Raw genomic sequence first — 24,072 nt, 5'->3', positions numbered from 1 at the left:
CTTACAGGATTCCGTGGTTGCGGGCCTCGTAGATGGCCTCGGCTTTCGAGCGCACCTCGAGCTTTTGATAGATGCGCCGCATGAAGGTCATCACGGTGTTGCGCGACACCTGCATCAGTTCGGCAATCTCGTCATAGCTGAACCCTTTGGTCGTCAATTCGAGCGCTTCGCGTTCGCGCGGCGACAAGGGCGAGGCGAGCGGCGGCAGTTCGGGCTGTTGTGGCTCGGGCGGGCGAAAACGCAACAGGATCTGACGCGCAATGCGCGGGCTGATCGGGCTGCCGCCGCCGTGCAGCGTCCGGATATCGTCGGTCATCCGCTCGGGCGAGCTGTCCTTGAGCAGATAGCCCGCCGCGCCCGCCTCGATCGAGGCGATGACATGCTTTTCGTCGGCGAAGGTGGTGCTGACCATGATCCCGCATTCGGGCCAGACGGCACGCGCGGCGCGGATCACCTCTATCCCCGATCCGTCGGGCAGGCCGAGATCGACCACCAATATGTCGAGCGGCAGACCTTCGAGCAGGTGCATCGCCTGCGCGACGCTGTATGCCATGCCGGTAAGCGTCATGTCGTCTGCATGGCCCACCGCAGCGGCGAAGCTGTTCTGAAAGGCGACGTCATCCTCAACCAGCGCGACTTTGAGAAGCGGTGGCAGGGGATCGGGCATCGGAACATCCTGGCGCGGCGGTCGGTTGGCGCGTCCGGCGACGCTTGCATCGCGGCACTATACCATCGGCTTGGCCGGATGCTGTCGCTACTTATAGCGACATATACAGGATTTCGTTTGCGATACAATTTTCCCGGTTTCTGCTAGGGAATGACGCCGTTCCGCCAGACAAAGGGCTGCGCCATGCCGATCCCCGCGCCGATATCGCCGATGTTAGCGGCCGAACTGGTCGGCGATATCTACGAGGCCGCGGTCGACGCGTCGTTGTGGCGTCCGTTCGTCGAAAAGATCGGCGCCATTTATCCGGACGTGCGTATCACGCTCTTTGGCCACGACGAAGCAGCGGGGCCGGCCACCGGCCTCGATATCAAGACCAATTTTTCCGAAGCGGCTTATCGCGACTATGCCGCGCATTACGTCTCCAACAGCCCCTATGTGCATTTTGTTCGGCAGAATCGGATCGGGCTGCCGACACGATCGGAGACGATTATCGACGATCAGATACTGTTCCGAACCGAACATTATAACGACTATCTGCGCCCGCACGGGCTGGGCCATTATGGTGTGGGCATGGTGCTGGAGCGCGAGCCCGACGGCTGGACCGCGTTGACGCTAGCCGATCTTCGCGACGACGAAGCGCGGCGCGACCATCAGATGGCATTGCTCGGCCTGCTCGCGCCGTATCTGCGCCGTGCGCTGAAGCTCAGGCGAACATTGACCGCGGCGCGGTCGGAAGCGCTGGTGCCGCAAGCGCTGTTCGATGCATGGACGCATGCCGCTTTCGTGCTCGATCGCGCGGGGCGGGTGGTCTCAATGAACCGCCGCGCCGAGGCGCTGGTCGCGAGTGACCGCGGCGTCGGGCTCAGCCGTCTTGGTCGACCCTATAGTTTCGACGCCAGAAGCAGCCGCGCGCTCGACGCGGCGATTGCTACATGTCGTACACTCGCGGGCGTGGGGGGAGACGAGGGGCTTGACGGCTTACTGCTGCCGCGCCGCGGCGACGGGTCGCCCCTTCACGCGATGCTGTGGCCAATCGCTTCGCTTGCCGAGTTCAGCCTGCCGGTCGCATCCGGCCGGATATTGCTCGTCGTGTCCGACCCTGACAGCACGCCGCCCGATGCCGTCCGATGGATTGCGCGCCGCTTTGGCCTTTCGCCTGCGGAGGCCCGTCTCGCCGGAGCGGTGATCGACGGGATGCCACTCGCCCACGCGGCAGAGCAGTTGGGTATCCGGCTGTCCACGGCGCGGACGCGGCTCAAGACCATCCAGGCCAAGACGGGATGTCATCGCCAACTCGACCTCGTCCGGCTGGCCATGTCGGTACCCTCGATCCAACGCGACTGACTTCCGGAGAAGCGGACGCGCGGCCCCCTCCCATATGGGAGCTATTTAACGCTTCTTCTGCTGCTTAGGCATCCCGCCGCAAGCTGGACGCGGGGTCCGGCATCGCGGGGGAAACGGGGTCGATGAGTGCGCGAATTGTCGAAACACAGATGTTATCCATGTCTTGGGTTTCGCGAATTAAGATACTGAAAAAAAGTAATTTTCATGGTGTCGAGAGCCCGGTGTCGCTATTAGTAGCGACAGACGTGTCATCTCGTTCCCGATACAATTTGTACATGAGGACGCCAGTCGGCGTTTTGGAGGCGGGGGCCTGCCTGACATGATTTCTCTCGAAGAATGCCCGCCGATGACGCGTGCGCAGCTCCGTGACGCAATCCGGCGCAAAGCCTTGCTCATCGCTGCGGCGCTGCTGTTGGCGGGTACGGCGCTTGCCGTGCCCGCTCAAGCGCAGCAACGAACCTTGCCCTCGCGGCAGGAGCTCAATCCCGCCCAGCAATCGCCGATCCCGGCAGCGCCGCGCGGGGAGCTGTTTCGCAACATCGAAGCCGGGCCATGTCTCTTCGCCGAAAGCAACCTCAGCTTCACACTCACCGGCGTCGATTTTCGCGGCGCCAACGGTGCTCTCGCACTTGATGGCGAGCGGCTGGCGCTGGCCTATGGGGATATGGTTGGTCGCGAACTGCCGCTGACGGCGATCTGCGCGATCCGCGATCGCGTCGCGGCGCTCTATCTGCGGCGCGGCGTGCTGGCGGCGGTGACGATTCCCGAACAGCGCATTGCCGACGGGCGCGTCGTGATCGATGTTACCGAGGCGCATGTGGCTTCGGTCAGCTATCATGGCGACGTCGGCCCGGCGCAGCGCCAGGTCGCGCGTTATCTCGACAAGCTCAAGGGCTTGACGCCTTTCGACCTCAACACCGCACAGCGCTATTTGCTGCTCGCTTCGGACATTCCGGGTGTGCAGGTGCAGGCGTCGCTCAAACAGTCGGCAGGCGGCAATGGCGCGGTCGATCTCGACATCGCGGTCAGCCGCGCCGCGGTAACGGGCAGCGTCAGCGCCAACGACTATGGTTCGAACTCCATCGGCCGCGGCCTCGCGACCCTGCGCGCCGATTTCAACAGTTTCACCACGCTTGGGGAGCGCACGTCGATCGTCGGATATGGCACGATAGACAGCACCGAACAGCGCGTGCTTCAGGTCACCGAAAGCATCAAGCTGGGCGGGGAGGGGGTTTCGGTTGATTTGTCGGGTTCCTTTGCACGTACCAAGCCGGGCGGGGCGGTTTCGGCGCTCGACCTGGTCGGGAACAGCTTTGCCGGCAATGCGCGGATCAGCTATCCGCTGCTGCGCCACCGCCGGCACAATCTCACCCTTTCGGCCGGCCTCGAATGGATCGACCAGAAGGTCGAGTTCGGCGGCGGGGCCGCGACGCTCACCGACGACAAGCTGCGGATCTATTTCGCCCGGCTCGACGGCCATCTGGCCCCGCGCGAACTGGCCGACCATTCGGTGGCGGCGACGGGTTCGGTCGAAATCCGCCGCGGGGTCAGCGGCCTGGGGGCGAGCCGTTTCGGCAACCGGAACGCCTCGCGATTCCGCGGGCGTCCCGATGCGACGGTGATGCGCGCCGAGCTTTCGGTCGGCGGCCGCGTCGCGGGTCCGCTGGTCGCGACGGTGGCGTCGAGCTGGCAATACACCGACACGCCGCTGCTTTCCTATGAAGAATATTCGGCCGGCACCATGTCGGTCGGCCGCGGCTATGACCCGTCGGCGGCGTCGGGCGACCGGGCGCTGACCTATGGCGTCGAGCTGTCGAGCGTGCCGATCGCGCTGGGCAAGAACGCGGCCTTCCGGCCCTATGCTTTCGTCGACGCGGTTCGGCTGACCAATATCGGACCGGGAGCGGGGGAAGACCGGTTGCGCTCGGTCGGCGTGGGGGTTCGCGCGCGGCTTGGGCCCTTGCTCGCGCTCGACGCCGCATGGGCGCGCCCGCTCGATCGTCTCGCGCCCGGCACCCCCATACCCGCCGATCGTTTTCTCGTCAGCCTTACCGCTTCGATCTTCTGAGGAAGACCATCATGCCCGTCCGCTCTTCGTCATCCGGTCTTCGTCGCAGCCGCCTCTTCACGACGTCGGCCTTCGGCGCGCTCGCGCTGGCCGCGGTGCTGTCCGCTCCCGCGTCCGCGCAGCTCAATCAGGGCGCCACGCCTGCACAGAGCAACGGTTCGGCGCCGACGATCGACCAGTCGGTCCCCAACACCACGACGGTGACGCTGGGCGGATCGCGCACGGTGATCGACTGGGACAAGTTCGACATCAACAGCGGCGAGCGCGCGGACTTCATCTTCGCCGACCGCAGCGATATCGTACTCAACCGCGTCGGCGGCGCGGGCAGCACGATCAACGGCGATCTCAACGGCCTGATCGGGGCGGGCGGTCCGGCGGGCGGCAACATCTGGATCTATAACGCCAATGGCGTCGTGATCGGCGCCAATGCGCGGATCAACACCGGCGGCCTGCTTGTCACGACCGCTGCGATCGACCGCGCCGACGATGCCACGCCCGGCGGTTTCCTCGACGGCAGTTCGACCGGTTTCGGTTTCACCGGTGCGGCGACGGGCAGCGGCATCACCGTGCGCAACGGTGCGCAGGTCAACAGCCATGGCGGCGCGATCGCGCTGGTCTCCACCACCGTGACGGCCGAGGCGGGATCGAGCATCTCGGCGCAGGACGGCGGCAATGTGCTGATCGGCTCGGCGGCGAAGTACAAGATCCGCTTCCGGCCGACGAGCACCGACGATCTCGACCTGCTCAGTTTCGAAGTGGCGAGCGCCGCCGACGGCACGAACTCGAACAACGGCACCGAGCTGGCGGGCTCGATCAGCGGCAACCGCGTCTTCGTCGCGACCATCGCCAAGACCGGACTGACCAACCAGATCATCAACACCGGCGCGATCACCGCGACCGACGCGGCGCTCGACGAGACCGGCGCGATCGTGCTCAGCACCGGCCACAACATCGTGAACGGTGCGGCGAGCAGCGCGACCTTCGTCACCGATGCCGGTTATGGCGACCTGGTGACCGGCACGGGCGCCAGCGGCTCGCTTACCGCGTCCAAGATCTCGCTGCTCGCGTCGAACACGCTCTACGCCAACGGCACGATCAACGCAGGCGCCGGCACGGTTGATCTCGTCGCGCACTATGGGGGGATCAGCAACGGCTTTGGCGCCAACAACGGCATTACCGCCGGCATGCTCACCGCCGACGCCAATTATGGCATCACGCTCCAGGCCACCAATCACATCGCCAAGCTGGGCGATCTCACCGTCCACGATACCGGCAGCCTGTTCATTGACGAGATCTACGTCCAGAATCAGGGCAATCTGGAGATATCCGGCGACATCCGCACCGCCGCCGGGGTCACGCTCTATTCGCCCACCGGCACGTTCAGCGGCACCGGCCGCGTTTATGCCGGCAAGGTCAGCGTCATGGGGCGCGGCCTGGTCAATGTGGATTCGGCCACGCGGCTGGCCTATGCCGACTCCTATGGCGATCTCGAGGTCCGCAGCAATGGCGACCTGACCGTCGGACTCGATGGTTCGAGCAGCCAGAACAACATCGTGCGGCTGACGGCGAACAGCGGCGCGATCACCCAGACGGGCGGCGCCGGGCTGACCGGCACCGTGATCGCCAATGCGCTGGGCGATATCAAGCTGAGTGCCAGCAACAGCTTCAGCAACGTCAGCGCGACCTCCGCCAATGCCGGCGCGATTGCTCTCAACGCGACGGGTAATCTCGATTTCAAGGTGAGCACCGGTACGGCGGTGCAGGTCACCACCGGCGGCGACGCTACCGCGTCGGGCACGAACGCGATCAGTGCCGGCCAGTTGAGCATCGCCGCGGGTGGCCGGATCGCCATCGACACCAACGGCGACGCCGGCGCCGTGCTCGGTGGCCTCGGCGCGGGCGGCTCGATCACGATTGCGATGGACGGCAATCTGAGTCTTGCCGACGACGTCAACGTGGGCCCGGGCGAAGTCGTATCCCTCACCTCGCGGAACGGCTCGATCAGCCAGGCCGCGGGCACGATCAATGCCGACTGGATCAAGCTGAATGCCGGCACCACGATCAGCCAAGGCACCGGCACCACGCTCCATAGCACGGCGCTCTCGCTGACCAGCGGCGGCAACGTCACGCTCGCCGGTGCCAACGATTTCGGTTCGCTCTACGATCTCTCGGTCGGGGGCGACCTGACGCTGCGCAACTCCGGCAGCATCAATCTCGATCCGACGAACAGCGGCGGCTATACTTCCGACGGCGCGCTGACCCTGACCTCGGACACCGGCAACATCACAGCCGGCAACATCGTTACCACCTCGAAGCTCACCGCATCGGCGGTGAACGGCGACATCCTGCTCGGCGGCAGCGGTCAGCAGATCGGCTCGCTCGGCACGATGGCTGCGGGCGGTAGCATCGAGATCGGCACCTCGCGCACCGGCTTCAGCCTGACCGGCGACATCACCGTCACGAATCTGACTCTGCTCGCGCAGAATGGCGGGATCACCCAGAACGCCGGCACCACGATCACCGCGGGCACGCTCAACGCCACCGCCAATGGCGACATCATGCTCGACCAAGCGAATGCAGTCACCACGGTGAGCGGCCTCAACGCCAGTCTGTTCACCACTGGCCACAACATCAGCTTCCGCAACGCCGGCGACGTCACGCTCGGCGGCGTCGTCGATGCCACGGGCGGCACGCTCCGGCTGACCTCGAACACCGGCGGCATCAGCCAGAACAGCGGCGCCAGCGTCTATATCCGCGCGGACCAGCTCTTCCTGAGCGGCGCCAGTGACCTGTTGCTCAACAGCACCGGCAACAACATCGCCACGCTTGGCGGCGCGTCGAGCACCAACGGCGGCATCCTCTATCGCGATGCCAATGGCTTCGACATCGCGGGCAATATCACTTCGACCAGCGGCGGGGCTTCGCTGCGCACGGCCAGCGCGGGTTCGATCACCCAGAGCGGCGGCATCATCGACGTCGACTATCTTGGTGTGATCACCATCGGCAGCGGCAACTCGGTCACGCTCAACCAGGCGAACCGCATCCGCAGGCTCATCGCCACCGCGGGCAACGGCACGCTTTCGATCAACAGCACCACCGACGTCCTGATCGACCAATCCGTCTATTTCGACACGATCTCGCTGCGTTCGGGCGGGGCGATCACCCAAAGCAATACGGGCTCGTTCGCGGCGGGCACCGCCAATCTGAGTGCCGTCACCGGCATCAACCTGCCGGGCGCATCTTTTGTCGGCAATAACAGCATCCAGAATTTCGGCACGATTACGAACACGACCAGCGGCGGCATCAACATCGTCAGCTATAGTGGCGGGCACACCAGCCTCACCGGCAACATCAGCGCGGCGGGCCAGACGGTGTCGATCTCCGATGTTGCGGGCTATATCCTCCAGACCGGCGGCGTGATCACCGCCGACACGCTGAACCTGTCGGCGACCGGCGGCATCAATGTCGGGGGCGCCAATCAGGTCAGCAATCTCGGCGCGATGAGCGGGGCGGGGCTGAGCTTCGCCAATGCCGGCAGCTTCAACGTCACCCAGTCGATCGACATGACCGGCGCGCATCTGAACCTGACGTCGAACAGCGGCGCGATCACGCAGAACGCGGGCACGACGCTCACCGCCGACACGATGGCGCTCAATGCCGGCACCACGATCAGCCAGGGCACCGGCGCCACGCTGCACGCCACCAGCCTGTCGCTGACCAGCGGCGGCAACGCGTCGCTGGGCGAGGCCAATGATTTCACCACCCTCACCGACCTTGCGGTGGGCGGCGACCTGACGCTGCGCAACCTCGGCAACATCAATCTCAGCCCGATCCTTGGGGGGACCGGCGGATATCGGTCGGGTGGCGCGCTTACCCTTATCTCCGATACCGGGAACATCCTCACCACCAATTCCGGTATCGCCACCTCGCGCCTGACCGTGAGCGCAGCGGGTTCCATCAGCCTCGACGGGACGATCGCGTCGCTTGGCGCCATCGCCGCAGGCCAGTCGATCCTGCTGAGCACCTATAACGGCAGCATGGAGCTGACCGGCAATGTCACCGGCCGGAACATCAGCCTCTATGCCGATACCGGGCTCAGCCAGAGCGGCGGCATCATCGATGCAGACCGCCTCAACGTCATCACCAACGGCGCCATCTCGCTGACCGGTGCGAACCAGATCGATGTGGTCGGCCGGCTCGACACCGATCGCTATGACTTCGGCACCGGCCACGACATCACGCTGCGCAATGTCGGCGCCATCGTGCTCGACTATCAGATCGAGGCGCCGGACGGCACGGTCACGCTGACCTCGGACACGGGCGGGATCAGCCAGACCGGCTTTAGCGACCGCTTCATCGCCCGCACGCTCAATGCCAGCGCGGCCGGCGATATCGTGCTCGACTATGCGGGGAACGATCTCGATCACCTGGGCGCGATCCGCAGCACCGGGGGCGCCGTCACCATCGTCGATACCGATGCTTTCGACCTGACCGGCCAGGTGCGCGCGGCGGGCGCGCTTTCGCTCAGCGCAGGCGGTGCCATCACCCGCAATGGCGGGCTGGTCGTCGCGGGCGGCGCGCTCAACGTGTCGGCAACCAGCGTCGACCTGGTCGCGGGCGGAAACATCCAGCTCGGCACGATCAACACCAACGGCAATTTCGCGATCGATACCGATGGGGACCTGAGGGTCACCGGTACGATCGATACACAGGGCAACATCACCACGCTGAACGCCGCTTTCGGCGCGATCCAGCACGGCGGCGGTCGAATCCTGAACGGCAGCGCCGTCGCGACCGCACTGAACGGCATCAACCTTGGCGGCGACAACCGCCTCACCAGCTTCTCGGGCAGCTCGACCGGCGGCGGAAACATCGTTTTCAACAATGGCGGGGCCGGCGCGATCTCGGTGGCGCTCCATACTTCGGGCGGCGCGACCCTTACCGCGGGCGGCAACCTTTCCTCCGGCGGGATCACCGTCGACAGCCTGTCGGTGGACGCGGGGCATATCGACCTGACCAGCAGCGTCGATGTGAACAGCTTTACGCGGCTTGTGGCCGCTTATGGCGACGTCCTCGTCACCAATGCCGGCAGCTTCACCGTCGACGGGGATGTCACGACGAACAGGCCGGGTCTCCGCACGATCGACCTGCGGGCGAACGGCGGCGGGATCACCCAGACTGCAGGCACGATCTCGGGCCATTATGCCAGCCTGCGCGGCGCAGGCGATCTGATCCAGAGCGGCACCGCCCGCGTCGATGCCAACGCGGCCTATTTCAGCGGCGCCAACCTGCTGCTGGGCGGCGCGAACAACCTTGTCAGCAACGACACCCGCATCGTCGCCACGGGCGGCCTGACGTTGCGCAACGCCGGTTCGATCGATCTGACCGTGATGGGTGGCTACACCGCCGGCGGCGTGCTGTCGCTGACATCGGATAGCGGTTCGATCACCGCGGCCAGCGCGGTCACCGCGTCGGCGCTGACCGCGCTGGCCGCGAATGGTGCGGTCTCGTTCAGCCACAGCGACAACCTCATTCCGGAGATCCGCGGACTGAGCGCGGGCACCAATGCCACCATGCGGTCGCGCAACGGCGGCTTCACGCTGACCGGGGATGTCGATGTCGGCGGGACGCTGTCCTTGCAGGCCGGCACGGGGATCAACCAGACCGGCGGCCGGATCAGGGCGACCACGCTCGATGCCCAGCTCTACCAGAGCATGGCCACCGGCTCGGTCCTGCTCGGCGGGGCGAACGACGTCGACAATCTCTACGTCCTCGCGGCGTCGGGCGGGGGCGATCTCCTCTATCGCGACGTCGACGGCTTCCGCGTCACCTATGCGGTTGTCGGGAATCGCGTCACGCTGACGAGCGACGCCGGTGCGATCACCCAGGCAAGCGGCTACATGGATGGCGTCCAGGCGAGCCAGCTCACCGTCTCGGCCGTCGACGGCATTGCGCTCAACAACGAGTGGAACGGTATTCGCACGATCCTTGGCCTCACCAACACCGGTTCCGGCGGGATCGATGTCGGCGGCCGCGGGGTCAACATGGTCGTCGGCGGCAACGTCAGCGCGGCCGGGCAGGCCGTCTCGCTCACGGCGCGAAACGCAAGCCTCACCCAGACCAGCGGCGGGATCACCGCGGGTTCGCTGAGCGCTTCGGCTGCCAGCGGCATCGCGCTCACCAGCGCAAGCAACAATGTCGCGGCGATCACGGGGCTGAGCAACGGCACCGGCGGCATCGCCTATACCGATGCCGATGGCTTTAGCATCACTGGCGACATCAACGCCGCGGGGCAGGCGCTGTCGCTTCGGATGATGGGCGCCAGCGCCTATGTCACCCAGAACAGCACCAGCCACATTACGGCCGGGCGGATCAATCTGGCGGGCGGCGCCGCCTTTGGCCTGACCGGCCATGGCGGTGTCAACAACCAGATCGCCGCGATCGGCGACATCGGCAGCGCGGCCCAGATCTACACGACGGGCAATGTCGACCTGACCGGCACGATCAACTCGCCCTATTTCGAGCTATGGGCGCAAGGCGGCGACGTCACCCAGAGCGGCGGCCATATCGACAACAGTGCGCCCGGAAATTACCTGGAGGTTCGCGCCAACAATATCGCGCTGACGAGCGCCGCCAATCGGCTTGGTAACGTGGGCGGGCTTCTCACCTGGGGGGCGACCCCGGGCACCATCAGCGCGGTTTCCACCGGCAACACCAATTTCCAGTATCTCTCCGGCGGCGGCGTCTCGCTGACCGTCACCGGCGGCAATCTCGCCAGCAATAGCGGCGCCCTCGACGTCGATTCGCTGGCGGCCGATGCCTCGGGCACCATCGCGCTCAATGGCCGGATCGGCACGCTCGGCAATATTACCGCCGGCGGCGACGCTTCGTTCGGCTCGACCTCGAACCTCGATGCGACGGGCACGATCAACGTCGGCGGCCGCCTGACGTTCAACTCGGGCGGCACCTTCACCAGACTGTCCGGTTCGATCGCAGCGGGGGGGCTTCAAGTAAACGCAGCCGGCGCGATCACAATCTACGGCAGCAACGGTGTCGGGACGATCTATGGCCTGACGACCCAGAATGGCAGCATCTTCTACTCGACCAACAGCGGCTTCGCCCTGGCGGGCGATATCACCGCCGGTGGCGGCAACGCGGTCGCACTCAACTCGAGCCTCGGCTCGATCACGCAGACCGCCGGTATCATCACCGCGGCCCGGCTGGACGCCAGCGCGCGCAACCAGATCGCGCTGACGCGGGCGAACCAGGTCGGGCAACTGGGCAATCTGGCGGCGAGCGGCGCGGTCAGCTTCACCGCGCGCGACGACTATGCGCTGGTCGGCAACATCTCGGGCGGCTCGGTCACGCTCATCTCCACCGACGGCGCGATCGACCAGAGCGGCGGTTCGATCTCAACCGCCAACCTCTCGGCCTCGGCGAGCACCGGGCTCGACCTCTTCCGGGCCAATAGCATCGGCGTCCTGAGCGGGCTGAGCACGACCACGGGCGACCTGCGCTTTCGCAATATCGGCAGCATCGACCTGCCGAACGTCGGCGCGGGCGGCAAGGTCACGCTGCAGTCGGACGGCGGCACGATTACGCAGGCGGGCGGCATCGTCACCGCCGCCGCGCTCGACGTTTCGGCGGCGCAGGATATCGTGCTGGGCGACGCGAACAGGGTCGGCGCCTTCGCCGGTACGAGCGCGAACGGCGACATAATCTTTCGCAACACGGGGAGCGTCAGCCTCGGTCCGGTCGTGCTGTCAGGGGCCTTCACCCTGACCTCCGATGCCGGCGCGGTGACCCAGACCGGCGATCTGACCGCGGGCGAGCTGACGGTCATAGCGCGCGACGGGATTTCGCTGACCCGCAGCGGCAATGCAGCCGGGGCGCTGGTGAACCTGACGAACCTCGGCACCGGCGGGGTCGCCTATACCGACAGCGGCAGCATCCTGATCGGCGCGATCAGCGCGGCAGGGCAGGCCGTCACGCTGAGCGCGGGCGGCGATATCGACGAGATGACGGGGATCGAGGCCGCCACCCTCAATCTGACCGCGCCCACCGGCGACGTCACCTTGTCCCACGCTTCGGGCAATCTGATCGGCGCACTCGGCGCGGTCGATGTACGCCGGTTGACGCTGGCGACCGCGGGCGATCTCGATCTGGCGGGCGCGATCGCGGCAAGCGATGCACTGTCACTGACGGCAGGTGGCCGGCTCACGCAGAGCGCGGGCCACGTCACCACCCCGTCGCTCTCGCTGCTGGCGAGCGACGGGATCGATCTGGGCGAAACCAATCAGGTCGATGCGCTGACCGCGACCAACAGCGGTGGATCGGGCGATATCCGTTTCGTCAACGGCCGGTCGCTGACGCTCGGCAACCTCGTCTCGGATCATGGCGACGCCATCCTCCGCCTGACCGCCGGGCAACTCACGCTGGGCGCGGATATCTTCAGCCTGGGCAATATAGATATCGAGGCCGCGGACGGCATTGGCGGCACCGGCGCCATCAACGCGCGCCAGAGCGTGCGGGTGGTCAGCGATGGTTCGATCGATCTGGCGTTGGTGAGCGGACGCGATGATATCCTGATCGACGCGGGCGGCGACGCGGCGGTGCGGCAACTCGTGCACCTGTCCGGCGCACCCGACGCCGCGGGGAACGGGTACAAGATCGATATCCTCGGCAACAACGTCACGCTGGGGGCGAATAACCCGAATGCGATCACTGCCGTCAACCGGCTCTATGCCGAAACGAGCCCGGTCGTGCGGCTTGGCGCGCGCGCGGGCAATGCAACGCTCAACCTCATGACGATGAATCGGGGCGTGTCGATTGCGGCGACCGGCGATGTCCGCGCCCATGCGGCCTCCGACCTGAGCCTCGTCGATATACTGGGCGCGAATGTCAGCTTGACCTCGGAAGCCGGAGATATCAGCGCGAGCCGGGTCGATGTCGCGGGCGATTATTCGCTTACGGGCCGTTCCTTCGATAGCGGCGCGCTGCAACCGCTTGGTGCGCGCGCGGGTACGTGGACGCTGACGGGCAGCGCGGGCCTCGACGCATTGGGCCGGACGCTCGAATATGGCGGCAACATCGATTTCACGATCGACGGCGCGTTCGAGAATGGGAGTGTCCGTTCGCTGGCCGGGGGCGTGACGATCTCGGCGGATGCCCTGGACCTCCATCAGATCTCCGCCGCGACCGGGATCGACGCGCAGGCCACGCTCGGAGATCTCGAGCTGTTCTCCGCCGATACGGCGGCGGGCAATCTCGATCTGACGGCCGCCGCGGTCCGTGTCTCGGGCTCGCTTGCGGCGGGCGCGGATATCGCCGTTACCGCCGCCACGGGCGACGCGGTCATCGGCTATGCGACCGCCGGGCGGAACATCGGCATCTCGGCCGCCGGCGACGCGAAGTTGCGGCAAGCGAATCTTACAGGTGCGACGGGCGACCTGACGATTGGTGCAGGTGGAAATGCCGTGCTCGGCGATGACGACGCGCTGTCGGGCATCGGCACCGATCGCTGGTTCGAACGTGCGGCCGGATCGACCGGAACGGCGACGATCACCGGTGGAAACGGCGCTTTCGTCAATCTCGATCATTCGGCAACGCTCGACAGTCTCACCGCCGCGCTGGTCGCGATCAACGTGGCGAGCGGCAATCTTGCGATCGGTCAGCTCACTGCGACCACCCACGGCGCCTCGGTCGATGTCGCGAACGGCTCGCTCATTGTGGGCAATGCGAGCGCCGCCAACGGCACGCTCGACCTGATCGCCAACGACGACCTGACCTTATCCGGCGGGGCGAGCGCGCTCGAAATCTATCTGACCGCGGGCGACCTGCTCGACACCAGCGCGGCCCCCGTCAACGGCACCGACTATGCCGAACTGACCGGCGGCGCGATCCGCGCGGGCACGATCGCATCGGGCGGCGACATCGACGTCCTCAGCACCGCCGGGGCGATCGCCGCCGACAGCGTCCATTCGACCGGCGGCAACGCCATCTTCAACGCTTTCACCGACCTTGGCCTCGGCAACGTCATCGCCAATGGCGGACAGCTTCAGGCGGGCGGCAACGCGGCGGTGCGTGCGATCACCGCACCCGACGGCTTCGCGCTGGTTGCGCTCGGCAATGTCACGCTCGGCGCCGACACCGCCGATCTGATCGCCGGCGGCAATCTGCTTGTGACAGGTGGGAACGGCTCGGGCGGCGCGACGCTGATCTCGCTGGGCGGTGACGTCCGCGTCAATCTTCAGTCGGCGACGGGGGTTTTCGCTACCATCGCATCGGCTGTCGACGGCGACGCCAATGTCCATGTCGCGACCGGGAACCTCGAAATCGGCGATCTTGCAGGCCATAATATCGCTGTCACGCTGCCCGGCGGAACGCTGACCGTGATGAATCCGGTGAGCAGCGGAGGCAATTACACGCTGACGGCGCGTGACTTTGGCGGCAATGCCTTGCTGCCTGCCTTTGGCGGCGGCGCGACCAAGCTGAACAATGTCTCGATCACCGACACCGACGGCGACCTTGGTGCAGGCGGCGCGTTGCTCGCGGCAGGCGACATCCGGGTCACTTCGGTAGGCAACATCACCGGCACGCTCTCCTTGCTCGCCGACGGCGACGTCGAGGTGGCCGCGAATGCCATCCGGCTCGGTGATGTGACCGGTCGCGATGTTGTGCTCAGTGCGTCGGTGGCAGGCGTCGATGTGGTCGGCGCCGTAACGATCGGACGAAACTATACGCTGACGGGCACCGATTTCTCCGCAAACGCACTGGCTGCGGGCGGCGCGCGGCTGGGCGACCTGTTCGTGACCGATACGGCGGGCGACTTCGCCTATGGCGCGCTCGACCTCGGTTTTGGCGGGACGGCGACGATCCGGGCGAATAGCGGCGCGATCCGCGGCGGGAATATCGCCACGCTGGGCAATCTCAGCCTGTCGGCGACGGGCGTCGAGGCCGGCATCCTCCGGTCGGATCAGGGCGGGGTCGATGTCGATAGCCGCGCGGGTGTCGATCTCGCCGCCATTCGGGCGAGCAATGCGATCTCTGTGAATGCAGACGGCAACCTCCGCCTTGGCCATGCCGAACTGACCGGCACCGGGGTCAACTCCTTCACGCTTGCCGCGGGCGGCGACCTGTTGTTCGGCGCGGCCGACGCCGCTTCGATCGGCAGCGGCCATGCCTTCACCAGCGCGGGCAGCGCGATGACGGGCGGCGGCTTGCGCGCCGACGGCGCGATATCGGTCAACCTCGACCGTTCCGCCAGACTCACGGGTATCGATGGCGGCATCCTCGAACTGACGGTCCGGAACGGCGATCTTGCAATCGGCGACATTCGCACGGTCGGGGCGATGTTCGTCAACGGGCCAAGCGGCGCGCTCACGATCGGCGATGCCGAAACCAGCGCGGGCCACATCGGGATTGCGGGGCAGGGCGATGTCACGACCGGTGCCATCAGCGGACGGTTCGTCGTCGATATCGGCTCGAGCGCGGGCAGCGTCTCGTTCCGCAAGGTCACTGGCGGCGACGTGACACTCGCGGCATCTGGCGGGATCGCTGCGGTCGGTCCCGACGCCGGTGTCTTTGCCGACTCGCTGACCCTTTCGGCGGGCGGCGACGTCGATCTCGCGACCGGCGGCACCGGCTCGCGGATCGGCAGCCTGCGGGCGGTCACCGTCGCCAACGGCGATTTCGCGCTCCACAACTTGCAAGACCTCGCTCTCGATGGAGCGATCGACGTTCGGGGCGGGACGCTCGACCTGCAGGTGGCCGGCGCGCTGAGCCAGAATAGCGGCGCGATCCGCGCGCAGCGCCTCATCGGCAGCGTGTCGGGCCATGCCCGGCTCGATGGCGCCAACAACATCGCCTCGCTGGGCAATTTCAACTCCGATGGCCTGCTGCTCAACAATATGACGGCACTCGGTATCGATGGCGTCGTCGACGGCGGTGCGGGTAGCGTGACGATCCGCGCGCGCGGCGGCATGACCATCGCCGCCACGGGGGCGGTGCGTTCGGCCTCCACCGGCGACGCCATCACCCTCGCTTCGGACGGCCGCTTCCGCAATCTTGCGGGCGAAGCCGCGCTGGGCGCCGCGAACGGACGCTGGCTCGTCTACACGCAGGCCTTGGGCAATCCGGGTGCGGCGGATCCGGCGAACGAGTTCGGCGGCCTTGGCGGTCGAAGCTTCTACGGTGCGGCCTATGACTTCGCGGCCGGCGGCTTCGCCGCCGCGCCGACCGCGGGCAACCGGTTCGTTTATGGCTATCGCCCGGTGCTGACGGTGCGGCCGAACGACGTCCGGGTCACCTATGATGGCCAGATTCCCGTGCCCGGCGCGAGCATCGGCGGTCTGATCAATGGCGACCGCGCGGCGGATGCCTGGTCGGGCGCCGCAGGCTTCTCGGGCGCGGGACGCAATGCAGGAATATACACGGTCGCGGCAAACCTCGGTTCGCTCGTCTCGGACATGAACTACGACTTCACCTTCGGCACCGGCACGCTCTGGATCGATCCGCGTGCGATCACCGCGACGCTGGCCGCGAACGGAAAAATCTATGACGGGACCGCCAATGCCACCGGCACGCTGTCGCTTGGCGGTGTGGTCGCGGGCGACGATGTGGCGGCTCTGGGCACCCTTGCGTTCGCCGACAAAAATGCGGGTCTTGGAAAGACGGTCACCGCAACCGGCATCACCATATCGGGCGCGGACGCGGGCAATTACATCGTGGACGCCACCGCGATCGGCCTTGCCGACATCGCCCGGCGGTCGCTCTCCGCAACGCTGGCGGCGAACGGCAAGACCTATGACGGGACGACCGACGCGACCGGTATGCTCTCCCTTGGCGGCATAGTCGCGGGCGATCAGGTCGGGGTAACCGGCGGCATCGCGTTCGATAGCCGCAACGCCGGCGTGCGCACCGCGACGGCGAGCGGCCTGACGCTGAACGGTGCCGATGCCGGTAACTATGCCGTGACCGGGACCGTCACCGATACCGCGACGATCGCGCGGCTCGGGATTACGGGCACCGCCACCGCCGACAGCCGCGTCTATGACGGCACCGTCGCCGCGACCGGCCGGATCGCGCTCAACGGTGTGCTCGCGGGCGACGCGGTTGCGGCCACCGCCGGTTACATCTTTGCCGACCCGAATGCCGGCGCGGGCCGGAGCGTTTCGGTAAACGGGCTGGCGCTCACAGGCGCCGATGCCGGCAACTATATGGTCATGCTGAGCGCCAACACGATCTTTGCCGATATCCTGCTCCGCCCCGTGACCGTGGCGGCCGACGATCTCGCCAAGCTCTTCGGCCAGCGTGACCCGGCGCTGACCTGGCGCATCCTCGGCGGATCGCTGGTCGGTGGCGATGCCTTCACGGGCGGGCTGACGCGGGATCCCGGCGAGCAGGCGGGAAGCTATGCGATCGGCCGGGGCAGCCTCGGGCTGTCCTCCAACTATGCGCTGACCTTCGTTCCCGGCAGTCTGACTATCCGCCTCACCCAGTCGGGCGCGGATGCGAGCGACGCGATCAAGCGGCTGCGCCCCGTCAGCGCGTTCGCGCTCGATGCCGATCCCTCCGCGAACCTCGAGGGTGATGCGGACACAGAGTAGGGGAGAAGGGGCGGCCTCGATCGCCGCAACCGCTATCGAATGATCGCCTGATATTGGGGGTCGAGGGCGATTGCCCGCTCTTCGTCGCGGTCGGCACGGCGGTTTTCGCCATATTTTCGCAAGATGACACTGCGATTATACACAGCGCGCGCCGACCGGGGCGCATATTGCACCGCCCTGTCGAGATCGGCGATCGCGCGCGTGCGGTCACCCTGGCGCTCATAGGCAAGGCCGCGATTGAGATAGGCGACCGACAGGTCGGGGGCGATGGCAATCGCCCGATCGAACGCCGAAATCGCACCGTCCAGATCGCCCTGCCAGGCCTGTGTCAGGCCGCTTGACAGATGGGTGTCGGCTTCGTTTCGAACGTCTTTCGAACCCCTGTTCGCCATCTTCCTACACTTCGACAGCGTCTGGCCGGGGTCGTTCAGCGTGCACGCATTCCAGTCGCCGCGCTTTTGCGATCTGCGCGGTGCGATGCGGGTCCCGGTGACCACAACCGCATTGTCGTCGGACACGCGCTCGGACGAAAGCGCTGACACAGCGAGCGGTGTTTCGGCGACAGGACGCACCATCTTGCGGCCCTGAACGACCAGGGGCTCTTGCTGTTCGATGGGGGCAGGCGGTGCGGCGGCTGGCCTGGCCGGGGGAGCGAGCATGGGTTGCGGCGCCGATGCGAGATTGTCCGCTCGCGGCGCATCGTCCTTTGCGCCGGTTGGAGGGGCGGCCGTGAGTGGCGCCTCTGCGAGCGGGGCCGCTGCCGGCACCTCGACATCGCGCAGGGCGGGCGGTGATTCGATGCGAACGCTGCGCGAGACCTGCTCTTTCGCTGCGGGCGTGCCCCGGTCGGGCGGCGTCCATGCGAAGGGCAGGCTGATTGTGGCGACCAGCGCGGCCGTCGCGAGAAAGGCGATTTGGGGGCGCTGTAGTCTTTTCCACCATGATATAGCGACGCGTTGCGGGCGCGGGGCCGGAGACGGGGTGCCGTCGAAGCGGGCGAGCGCCTCGGTAATTGCGGCTTCCCGTCGCTTCGGCGCGGGCGGCGGGGGCTCGGGCAGGAAGGCCTTCAGCTCGTCGTCGCCCGTCATGGCCAGCGCCCTGCGGACGTCATCGATGGATGTCGAGACGGCGGCCCGGCGCGTGAGGAAGGGAGTGTGGGCATCGTCGTGCCTTATACGCAGAATCGGGCGGCGGTCGAATATTCGAACTAGAGCCCGAACGGGACCGCCGCACCGCAGTTTCTTGCGAAGCTATTGCCCCAGTCGTGCCATCGATCCGGCGGTTTTGGCGGCGCGGACCATCTGCACAAACTCCATACGATAACCGAAATCGTCGCGGCCGCGCGCGGCGCCGGCGATTTGCAGCACATCGTCATAGGTCATCGATCCGGTGTAGCGCCCGCCGCGCAGCAGTTCGGCGAAGGCCGCGACCCCGGTGGCGAAGCGCGCGTCCTGCGGCGCATCGGCGAAGCGTGCATATTCGACGCGGCGGTCGATCGGCGTCGAAATGAGCTGGCTGCGATCCGATTTCGGCAATTTGTACCGGATCTTCACAAAGCCATATTCGCTCGATCCGGCTGCGACCGCACGCGGGGCGGGCTTGCTGTACCGCAGATCGCCCATCGTCCGCGGTGCGCCAACCGGCACGATCTCGTACAGCGCGGTGACCGTCTGACCCGACCCGACATCGCCCGCATCGACCTTGTCATTATCGAAATCGTCGCGGTTGAGCATCCGCGTTTCATAGCCGATGAGCCGATATTCGGCGACGGTCGCCGGATTGAATTCGACCTGGATCTTCACATCCTTGGCGATCGGGAACAGCGTCGATGTCGCCTCGTCGACCAGCGTTTTGCGCGCTTCGCCGAGCGTGTCGATATAGGCAGCGGCGCCATTGCCGTTCTGGGCGAGCGTCTGCATCAGCGCGTCATTGTAATTGCCCATACCAAAGCCGAGGACCGAGAGGAAAATGCCCTTGCCGCGCTCGCGCTCGATATAGCCTTTCAGTTCTTCCTGATCGGTGATGCCGACATTGAAATCGCCGTCGGTCGCAAGGACAACGCGATTGACGCCGTTCGGGTCGAGGTTGCGCTGCGCCAGCGCATAGGCCTGACGGATACCCTCGGCGCCGGCGGTGCTGCCGCCCGCACCCAGCTGATCGATCACGGCGAGGATTTTGCCCTTCTGGCTCGCCGGCGTCGGTTCGAGCGCGGTGCCTGCATTGCCCGCATAGGTCACGATCGCCACGCGGTCGTCGCTGTCCAGCTGGTCGAGGAGCAGGCCGAGCGATTTCTTGACGAGCGGCAGTTTGTTGAGCGCGTTCATCGACCCCGAGGTGTCGATCAGGAAGACGAGGTTCGCGCGCGGCCGCGTTGCGCGCTCGATTGCATAGCCTTTGATCCCGATACGGACGAGCTTGCGGCCCGCCGTGAAGGGACTGGGGAAGACCGCGACATTGGAGGTGAACGGCTGCTGCGCGGTGCGCGGCGCGGCATAGTCATAGGGGAAATAGTTGATCAGTTCCTCGGTCCGCACCGCCGCGGGTTGCGGCAGCGAATTGCCGTTCAGCGACGCGCGGACAAAGGCGTAAGAAGCGGTGTCGACATCGATCGAAAAGGTCGAGACGGGCTCGTCGCGCGCAATCTTGAAGGCATTTTCGCGGGTCGCGGTAAATTTGTCGCGGCCGACATCCTGATAATAGGGCATGATCGCGTCGGGGTGCGGCGCGCGGATCGCGCTGCCGGTTACGACCACCGGGCGTGACGGGGGCGGCGGCGCCGATGCAAGACGCTCGGAACCGATGGCCGACATCGCCACTGGCGTATCGAGCCGGAGCTCGCTTCTCTTCTGAGCCGTGACGACGATCGCCGAAGCATCCTCCGCGACGTCGACCTTTTGCACGGGGGCAACAGCTTCGGCCGACGGCGACGCGACATCGGCCTCGTTCGATTGGGAGCAGGCGGTGATGAGCGTGATCGACAGCCCGGCGGTAAGCGTCCGATAGAAACGGGACATGATATGTCTCCCTGGCAACAGCGGAGCACAATCGCCCGCATATGACTGGGATGCGCCGGCGCGGGAAAAGCTTGGCGGCCTTGCGAAAAAAAATGCCGAAAGCGCTGCGATCAGTCGTCGGCGGCGCCTTTGGCCCCGATCTGGCGCCGGATTTCGTGCATCCGCCACGAAATCGTTGCTTCGGCGACGCCCAATATGTCGGCGGCTTCAGCGTGTGTCAGTTGCTGCCCCGCGACAAGGACCGCGGTGTCGCGAAGGTCGGGTTTCAACCGGGCAATCGCATTTTCGACCCAGATTTTATCGTACAGATCGCGGCCATCGGGCGGCTGTGCCAGTCCCGCCATGACGCTCAGCCGGTCGGTGAAGCGCGTGAAGGCCGAGCGCCGCCGGCGGAATTCGCGGCAGGCATTGAAGACGATGCTGCACAGCCAGGTCGTAAATTTCGCCTCGCCGCGAAAATCGGCGAGCTTTTCGGCGAGGATGCAGCAGACGTCCTGCGCGATATCGTCGGCGTCGGCGCGCGATCCGGTCAGTTGCCACGCGAGGCCATGGATGCGGTCATAATGGCGCCGGAGCAAAGCGGCGAACGCGTCACGGTCACCCGCGACTGCCGCGGCAACGATATCGGTATCGTCAAAATCGGCCACGGGTCAGCCGGACCTGCTGGCGGGCAGAAGGTCCTGTGCTGGCCAAATTGATCCCCCGCATCGCGCCATTGCCATGCGTTGTGCCCGATTTGCCCTGCGAAGGCCATCGCATAGTGTTTCCGCGGTGCGCGTTCCCCGGTGCGCTAGGATTGCGGAGAGCAGGGCGCATCTTGCGCCGTGCACGCGGTCCATCCGCCGCCCATCGCCTGAAAAAGCTGAACGCGGGCGGCGAGCGCGTCGGCACGCAGCTGGATCAGCGAAAGTTCGGCGCCGAGCAGGCCGCGCTGGGCGTCGAGCTGTTCCAGATAGGGCGAATAGCCTTCGCGATAGCGGTTGGTCGCAAGCCGCAGGCCTTCGGCGAGTGCATCGCGCTGCGACTGTGCGGACAGGATCTGCCGGTCGATCAGCTGGACGGCTGCGAGCGCATCCTCGACTTCGCGGAACGCGGTCAGCGCGGTGCGGCGATAGGCGAACGCGGCCTGGTCGCGCTGCGCGCCCGCGGCGTCGGCCTGCGCGGTCAACCGGCCGCCCTCGAAGATCGGAGCGAGGATGCTGCCGCCGATCGACCAGATCGAAATCGGATCGGCGAGCAGCGTCGAAAAGGCCGCTCCGGCCGCCGAATTGAGCCGCACTTGCGGGAGGAAACGCTTGCGCGCCGCGGCCAGGTTCCTGTCCGACGCCGCGAGCTGATATTCGGCCTGCGCGACGTCGGGCCGGCGGCGCAGCAGTTCGGACGGCAGGTCGCCGGGGACGGGCGGCACCGTCAGGCGGCTGAGGTCTTCGCCCCGGCCGATGGCGGCGGGGGTATCACCGACCAGCAGGCTCAATCCGTCTTCGGTGCGGGCGATCGCCAGTTCGATCTGGGGCACGATCTGCGCGGTCGCGTCATATTCGGCCTGTGCCTGCTGGAGTTCGAGCTTGGGCGAATAGCCCCGCCCGACGCGCGATTTGGCGATCCGCAGCGATTCCGACCGGGCGCGAACCGTCTCGCGCGCGACCTCCAGCCGGGCGTCGAGGCCGCGCAAGGTGACATAGCTGCCAGCGACCGCCGCCGCGACCGACAGCTGCACGGCATCATGCGCCGCCTCGCTTGCGAAATAGAGGTCGCCCGCCGCCGACTTCTGGTCGGCAAGGCGGCCGAACAGGTCGACTTCATAGGCGATCTGGATTTGCGGTTGCGCGAAATTCTGCTCGGCGGGCTGGCCGAATGCGTTGACCGACCGCGACCGTCCGCCACTGATCGCTGCGTCGATCGTGGGCAGCGTCTGCGCGCGTGCCAATGCGAGATTGGCGTGCGCCTCGCGCACGCGTGCCGCGGCAATCCCGATGTCGCTATTGTTGGCGAGCGCCTTGTCAACCAAAGCCGCCAAAGCCGGATCGCCGAACGACCGCCACCATTCGCGCTGCAACGGTGCGGCGGGGCCGGCGTCGATCCGCCACGCGACCGGAGGCACGACCGGAGCCACCTTCATTGTCGCGACGTTCGGACCGGCACAGGATGCAAGTGCCGTCGCCAGCACAATTGTCAGCGCGCAGAGCGGCGTCCTCGTCTTTCTCATCTTTGTGATCCGCCGCGCGTGTTGACGCTCACTTCGACCGACATGCCGGGCCGCAGCCGCTTCGCCCGCGCCTGATCGCGATCGATCGCGATCCGGACCGCAATCCGCTGCGCCACCTTGACGAAATTGCCGGTGGCATTGTCGGCCTTCAGCACCGCGAATTCGGATCCTGCCGCCGGCGACAGATTCTCGATCCGCCCGGTCAGTTCGGCACCGCCGAGGGCGTCGACGCGGAAGCGGACCGGCTGGCCGACCGCCATGTCGCGCGTCTGGGCTTCCTTGAAGTTCGCAATGACCCAGACATGGTGCGGGACGATCGACAGCAATTGCGTGCCGGCGGTGACATAGGCGCCCTGACGTACGCCGATTTCGGACAATTGGCCGTCGGCGGGGGCACGGATGACGGTATTGTCGAGGTCGATCTGCGCAAGGCGAAGCTGCGCCTTTGCCGAAGCGACCGCGGCTTCGAGCCCGGCGCGTCCGACGACCACGGTACGGACGTCCTGCGTTCCGATCGCCCGGCTGGCGCGGGCCTGCTGCACCCCGGCTTGCGCCGCGAGCAACGCTGCGCGCGTCTGATCGAACTCGCGGGTCGAGATCGATCCGTCGGCGACCAGCGCGCGGGCGCGGCGCATGTCGGCTTCGGCCTTCGCCAGCTGCGCCTGTGCATTGGCGACACCGGCATTCTGGCTCTCGGTTGCGACCTCGCGCGATTTCTGTGCTTGCGCCGAATTGGCGAGCGAGGCTTGCTGCGCCGCGACATTGGCTTCGGCCTGCGCGACACGCGCGCGATAGATGCGGTCGTCGATCGTCGCGAGCACCTGGCCCGCCTTCACCTCGGCGAAATCCTGGACCGCGACGCTGGTGACATAGCCGCTGACCTGCGGACTGATGATCGTCACGCGCCCGCGAACATAGGCATTGTCGGTCTCTTCCGACAAACCGGCGAAGGGGGGGAGATTCCACGCGTAGAGGATCGCGAGGATCGCGAGCACCGCAACCGCGACAATCGCGATGACGGTCGTGCGCGACTTGTCGGGCGGCCGCCAGGATGACGGCGGGGCGTCGATCTGCGGATCGGGCGGAGGCGCGGTTTCGGGCGAGGCCGTCGGCGCTTCGGAGCCTTCCTGTCCGGATTTGGGCGCGCCCACTGTCTCGTCACTCAT

The 24,072-nt window shown here is 66.4% G+C and carries 9 protein-coding genes; 3 read left to right on the top strand and 6 right to left on the bottom strand.

Annotated features, from left to right (window positions below; all coding sequences use genetic code 11):
* Position 1 precedes the first annotated feature (1 nt).
* Positions 2 to 667: a response regulator gene (locus AC07NV_RS02335; RefSeq protein WP_495164726.1), complete on the bottom strand. Its 666-nt coding sequence runs from the start codon at positions 665 to 667 to the stop codon at positions 2 to 4.
* 150 nt (positions 668 to 817) lie between these two features.
* Here AC07NV_RS02335 and AC07NV_RS02330 point away from each other — a divergent pair, with 150 nt between their 5' ends.
* From AC07NV_RS02330 to AC07NV_RS02320, 3 genes are all read left to right on the top strand, one after another.
* Entirely contained in the window at positions 818 to 2,011 is a 1,194-nt protein-coding gene (locus tag AC07NV_RS02330) for a helix-turn-helix transcriptional regulator (protein ID WP_495164725.1), read from the top strand.
* Between the two features lie 319 nt (positions 2,012 to 2,330).
* A complete protein-coding gene (locus AC07NV_RS02325; protein WP_495164724.1) occupies positions 2,331 to 4,079 on the top strand; it encodes a ShlB/FhaC/HecB family hemolysin secretion/activation protein in 1,749 nt (582 codons plus the stop codon).
* 11 nt (positions 4,080 to 4,090) lie between these two features.
* Positions 4,091 to 17,686 carry a YDG domain-containing protein gene (locus AC07NV_RS02320; protein ID WP_495164723.1) on the top strand — a complete coding sequence of 4,532 codons (13,596 nt, stop codon included), beginning with the start codon at positions 4,091 to 4,093 and terminating at the stop codon, positions 17,684 to 17,686.
* A gap of 32 nt (positions 17,687 to 17,718) precedes the next feature.
* On the opposite strand, the gene AC07NV_RS02315 is transcribed toward AC07NV_RS02320, so the two are convergent.
* From AC07NV_RS02315 to AC07NV_RS02295, 5 genes are all read right to left on the bottom strand, one after another.
* Positions 17,719 to 18,774, bottom strand: coding sequence for a tetratricopeptide repeat protein (locus tag AC07NV_RS02315; RefSeq protein ID WP_495164722.1), 1,056 nt, complete (start codon positions 18,772 to 18,774; stop codon positions 17,719 to 17,721).
* A gap of 162 nt (positions 18,775 to 18,936) precedes the next feature.
* Positions 18,937 to 20,700 carry a vWA domain-containing protein gene (locus tag AC07NV_RS02310; protein WP_495164721.1) on the bottom strand — a complete coding sequence of 588 codons (1,764 nt, stop codon included), beginning with the start codon at positions 20,698 to 20,700 and terminating at the stop codon, positions 18,937 to 18,939.
* Positions 20,701 to 20,810: 110 nt separating this feature from the next.
* Complete coding sequence (locus AC07NV_RS02305; protein ID WP_495164720.1) at positions 20,811 to 21,347, bottom strand: RNA polymerase sigma factor; 537 nt, start codon at positions 21,345 to 21,347, stop codon at positions 20,811 to 20,813.
* A 143-nt stretch (positions 21,348 to 21,490) separates the two neighbouring features.
* Positions 21,491 to 22,906 carry an efflux transporter outer membrane subunit gene (locus AC07NV_RS02300; RefSeq protein WP_495164719.1) on the bottom strand — a complete coding sequence of 472 codons (1,416 nt, stop codon included), beginning with the start codon at positions 22,904 to 22,906 and terminating at the stop codon, positions 21,491 to 21,493.
* Entirely contained in the window at positions 22,903 to 24,072 is a 1,170-nt protein-coding gene (locus AC07NV_RS02295; RefSeq protein ID WP_495164718.1) for an HlyD family secretion protein, read from the bottom strand. The genes AC07NV_RS02300 and AC07NV_RS02295 overlap by 4 nt, the downstream gene beginning before the upstream one ends.

It is taken from the genome of Sphingopyxis sp. GW821-FHT10B01, from assembly GCF_059415685.1.
The sequence above is the reverse complement of the archived record's forward strand: the minus strand, read 5'-3'. Positions and strand labels throughout refer to the sequence as shown.

Coding starts and splice junctions, on each gene's coding strand:
- AC07NV_RS02335 (WP_495164726.1), bottom strand. CDS start 667: ATGCCCGATCCCCTGCCACCGCTTCTCAAAGTCGCGCTGGTTGAGGAT.
- AC07NV_RS02330 (WP_495164725.1), top strand. CDS start 818: ATGACGCCGTTCCGCCAGACAAAGGGCTGCGCCATGCCGATCCCCGCG.
- AC07NV_RS02325 (WP_495164724.1), top strand. CDS start 2,331: ATGATTTCTCTCGAAGAATGCCCGCCGATGACGCGTGCGCAGCTCCGT.
- AC07NV_RS02320 (WP_495164723.1), top strand. CDS start 4,091: ATGCCCGTCCGCTCTTCGTCATCCGGTCTTCGTCGCAGCCGCCTCTTC.
- AC07NV_RS02315 (WP_495164722.1), bottom strand. CDS start 18,774: ATGACGGGCGACGACGAGCTGAAGGCCTTCCTGCCCGAGCCCCCGCCG.
- AC07NV_RS02310 (WP_495164721.1), bottom strand. CDS start 20,700: ATGTCCCGTTTCTATCGGACGCTTACCGCCGGGCTGTCGATCACGCTC.
- AC07NV_RS02300 (WP_495164719.1), bottom strand. CDS start 22,906: ATGAGAAAGACGAGGACGCCGCTCTGCGCGCTGACAATTGTGCTGGCG.
- AC07NV_RS02295 (WP_495164718.1), bottom strand. CDS start 24,072: ATGAGTGACGAGACAGTGGGCGCGCCCAAATCCGGACAGGAAGGCTCC.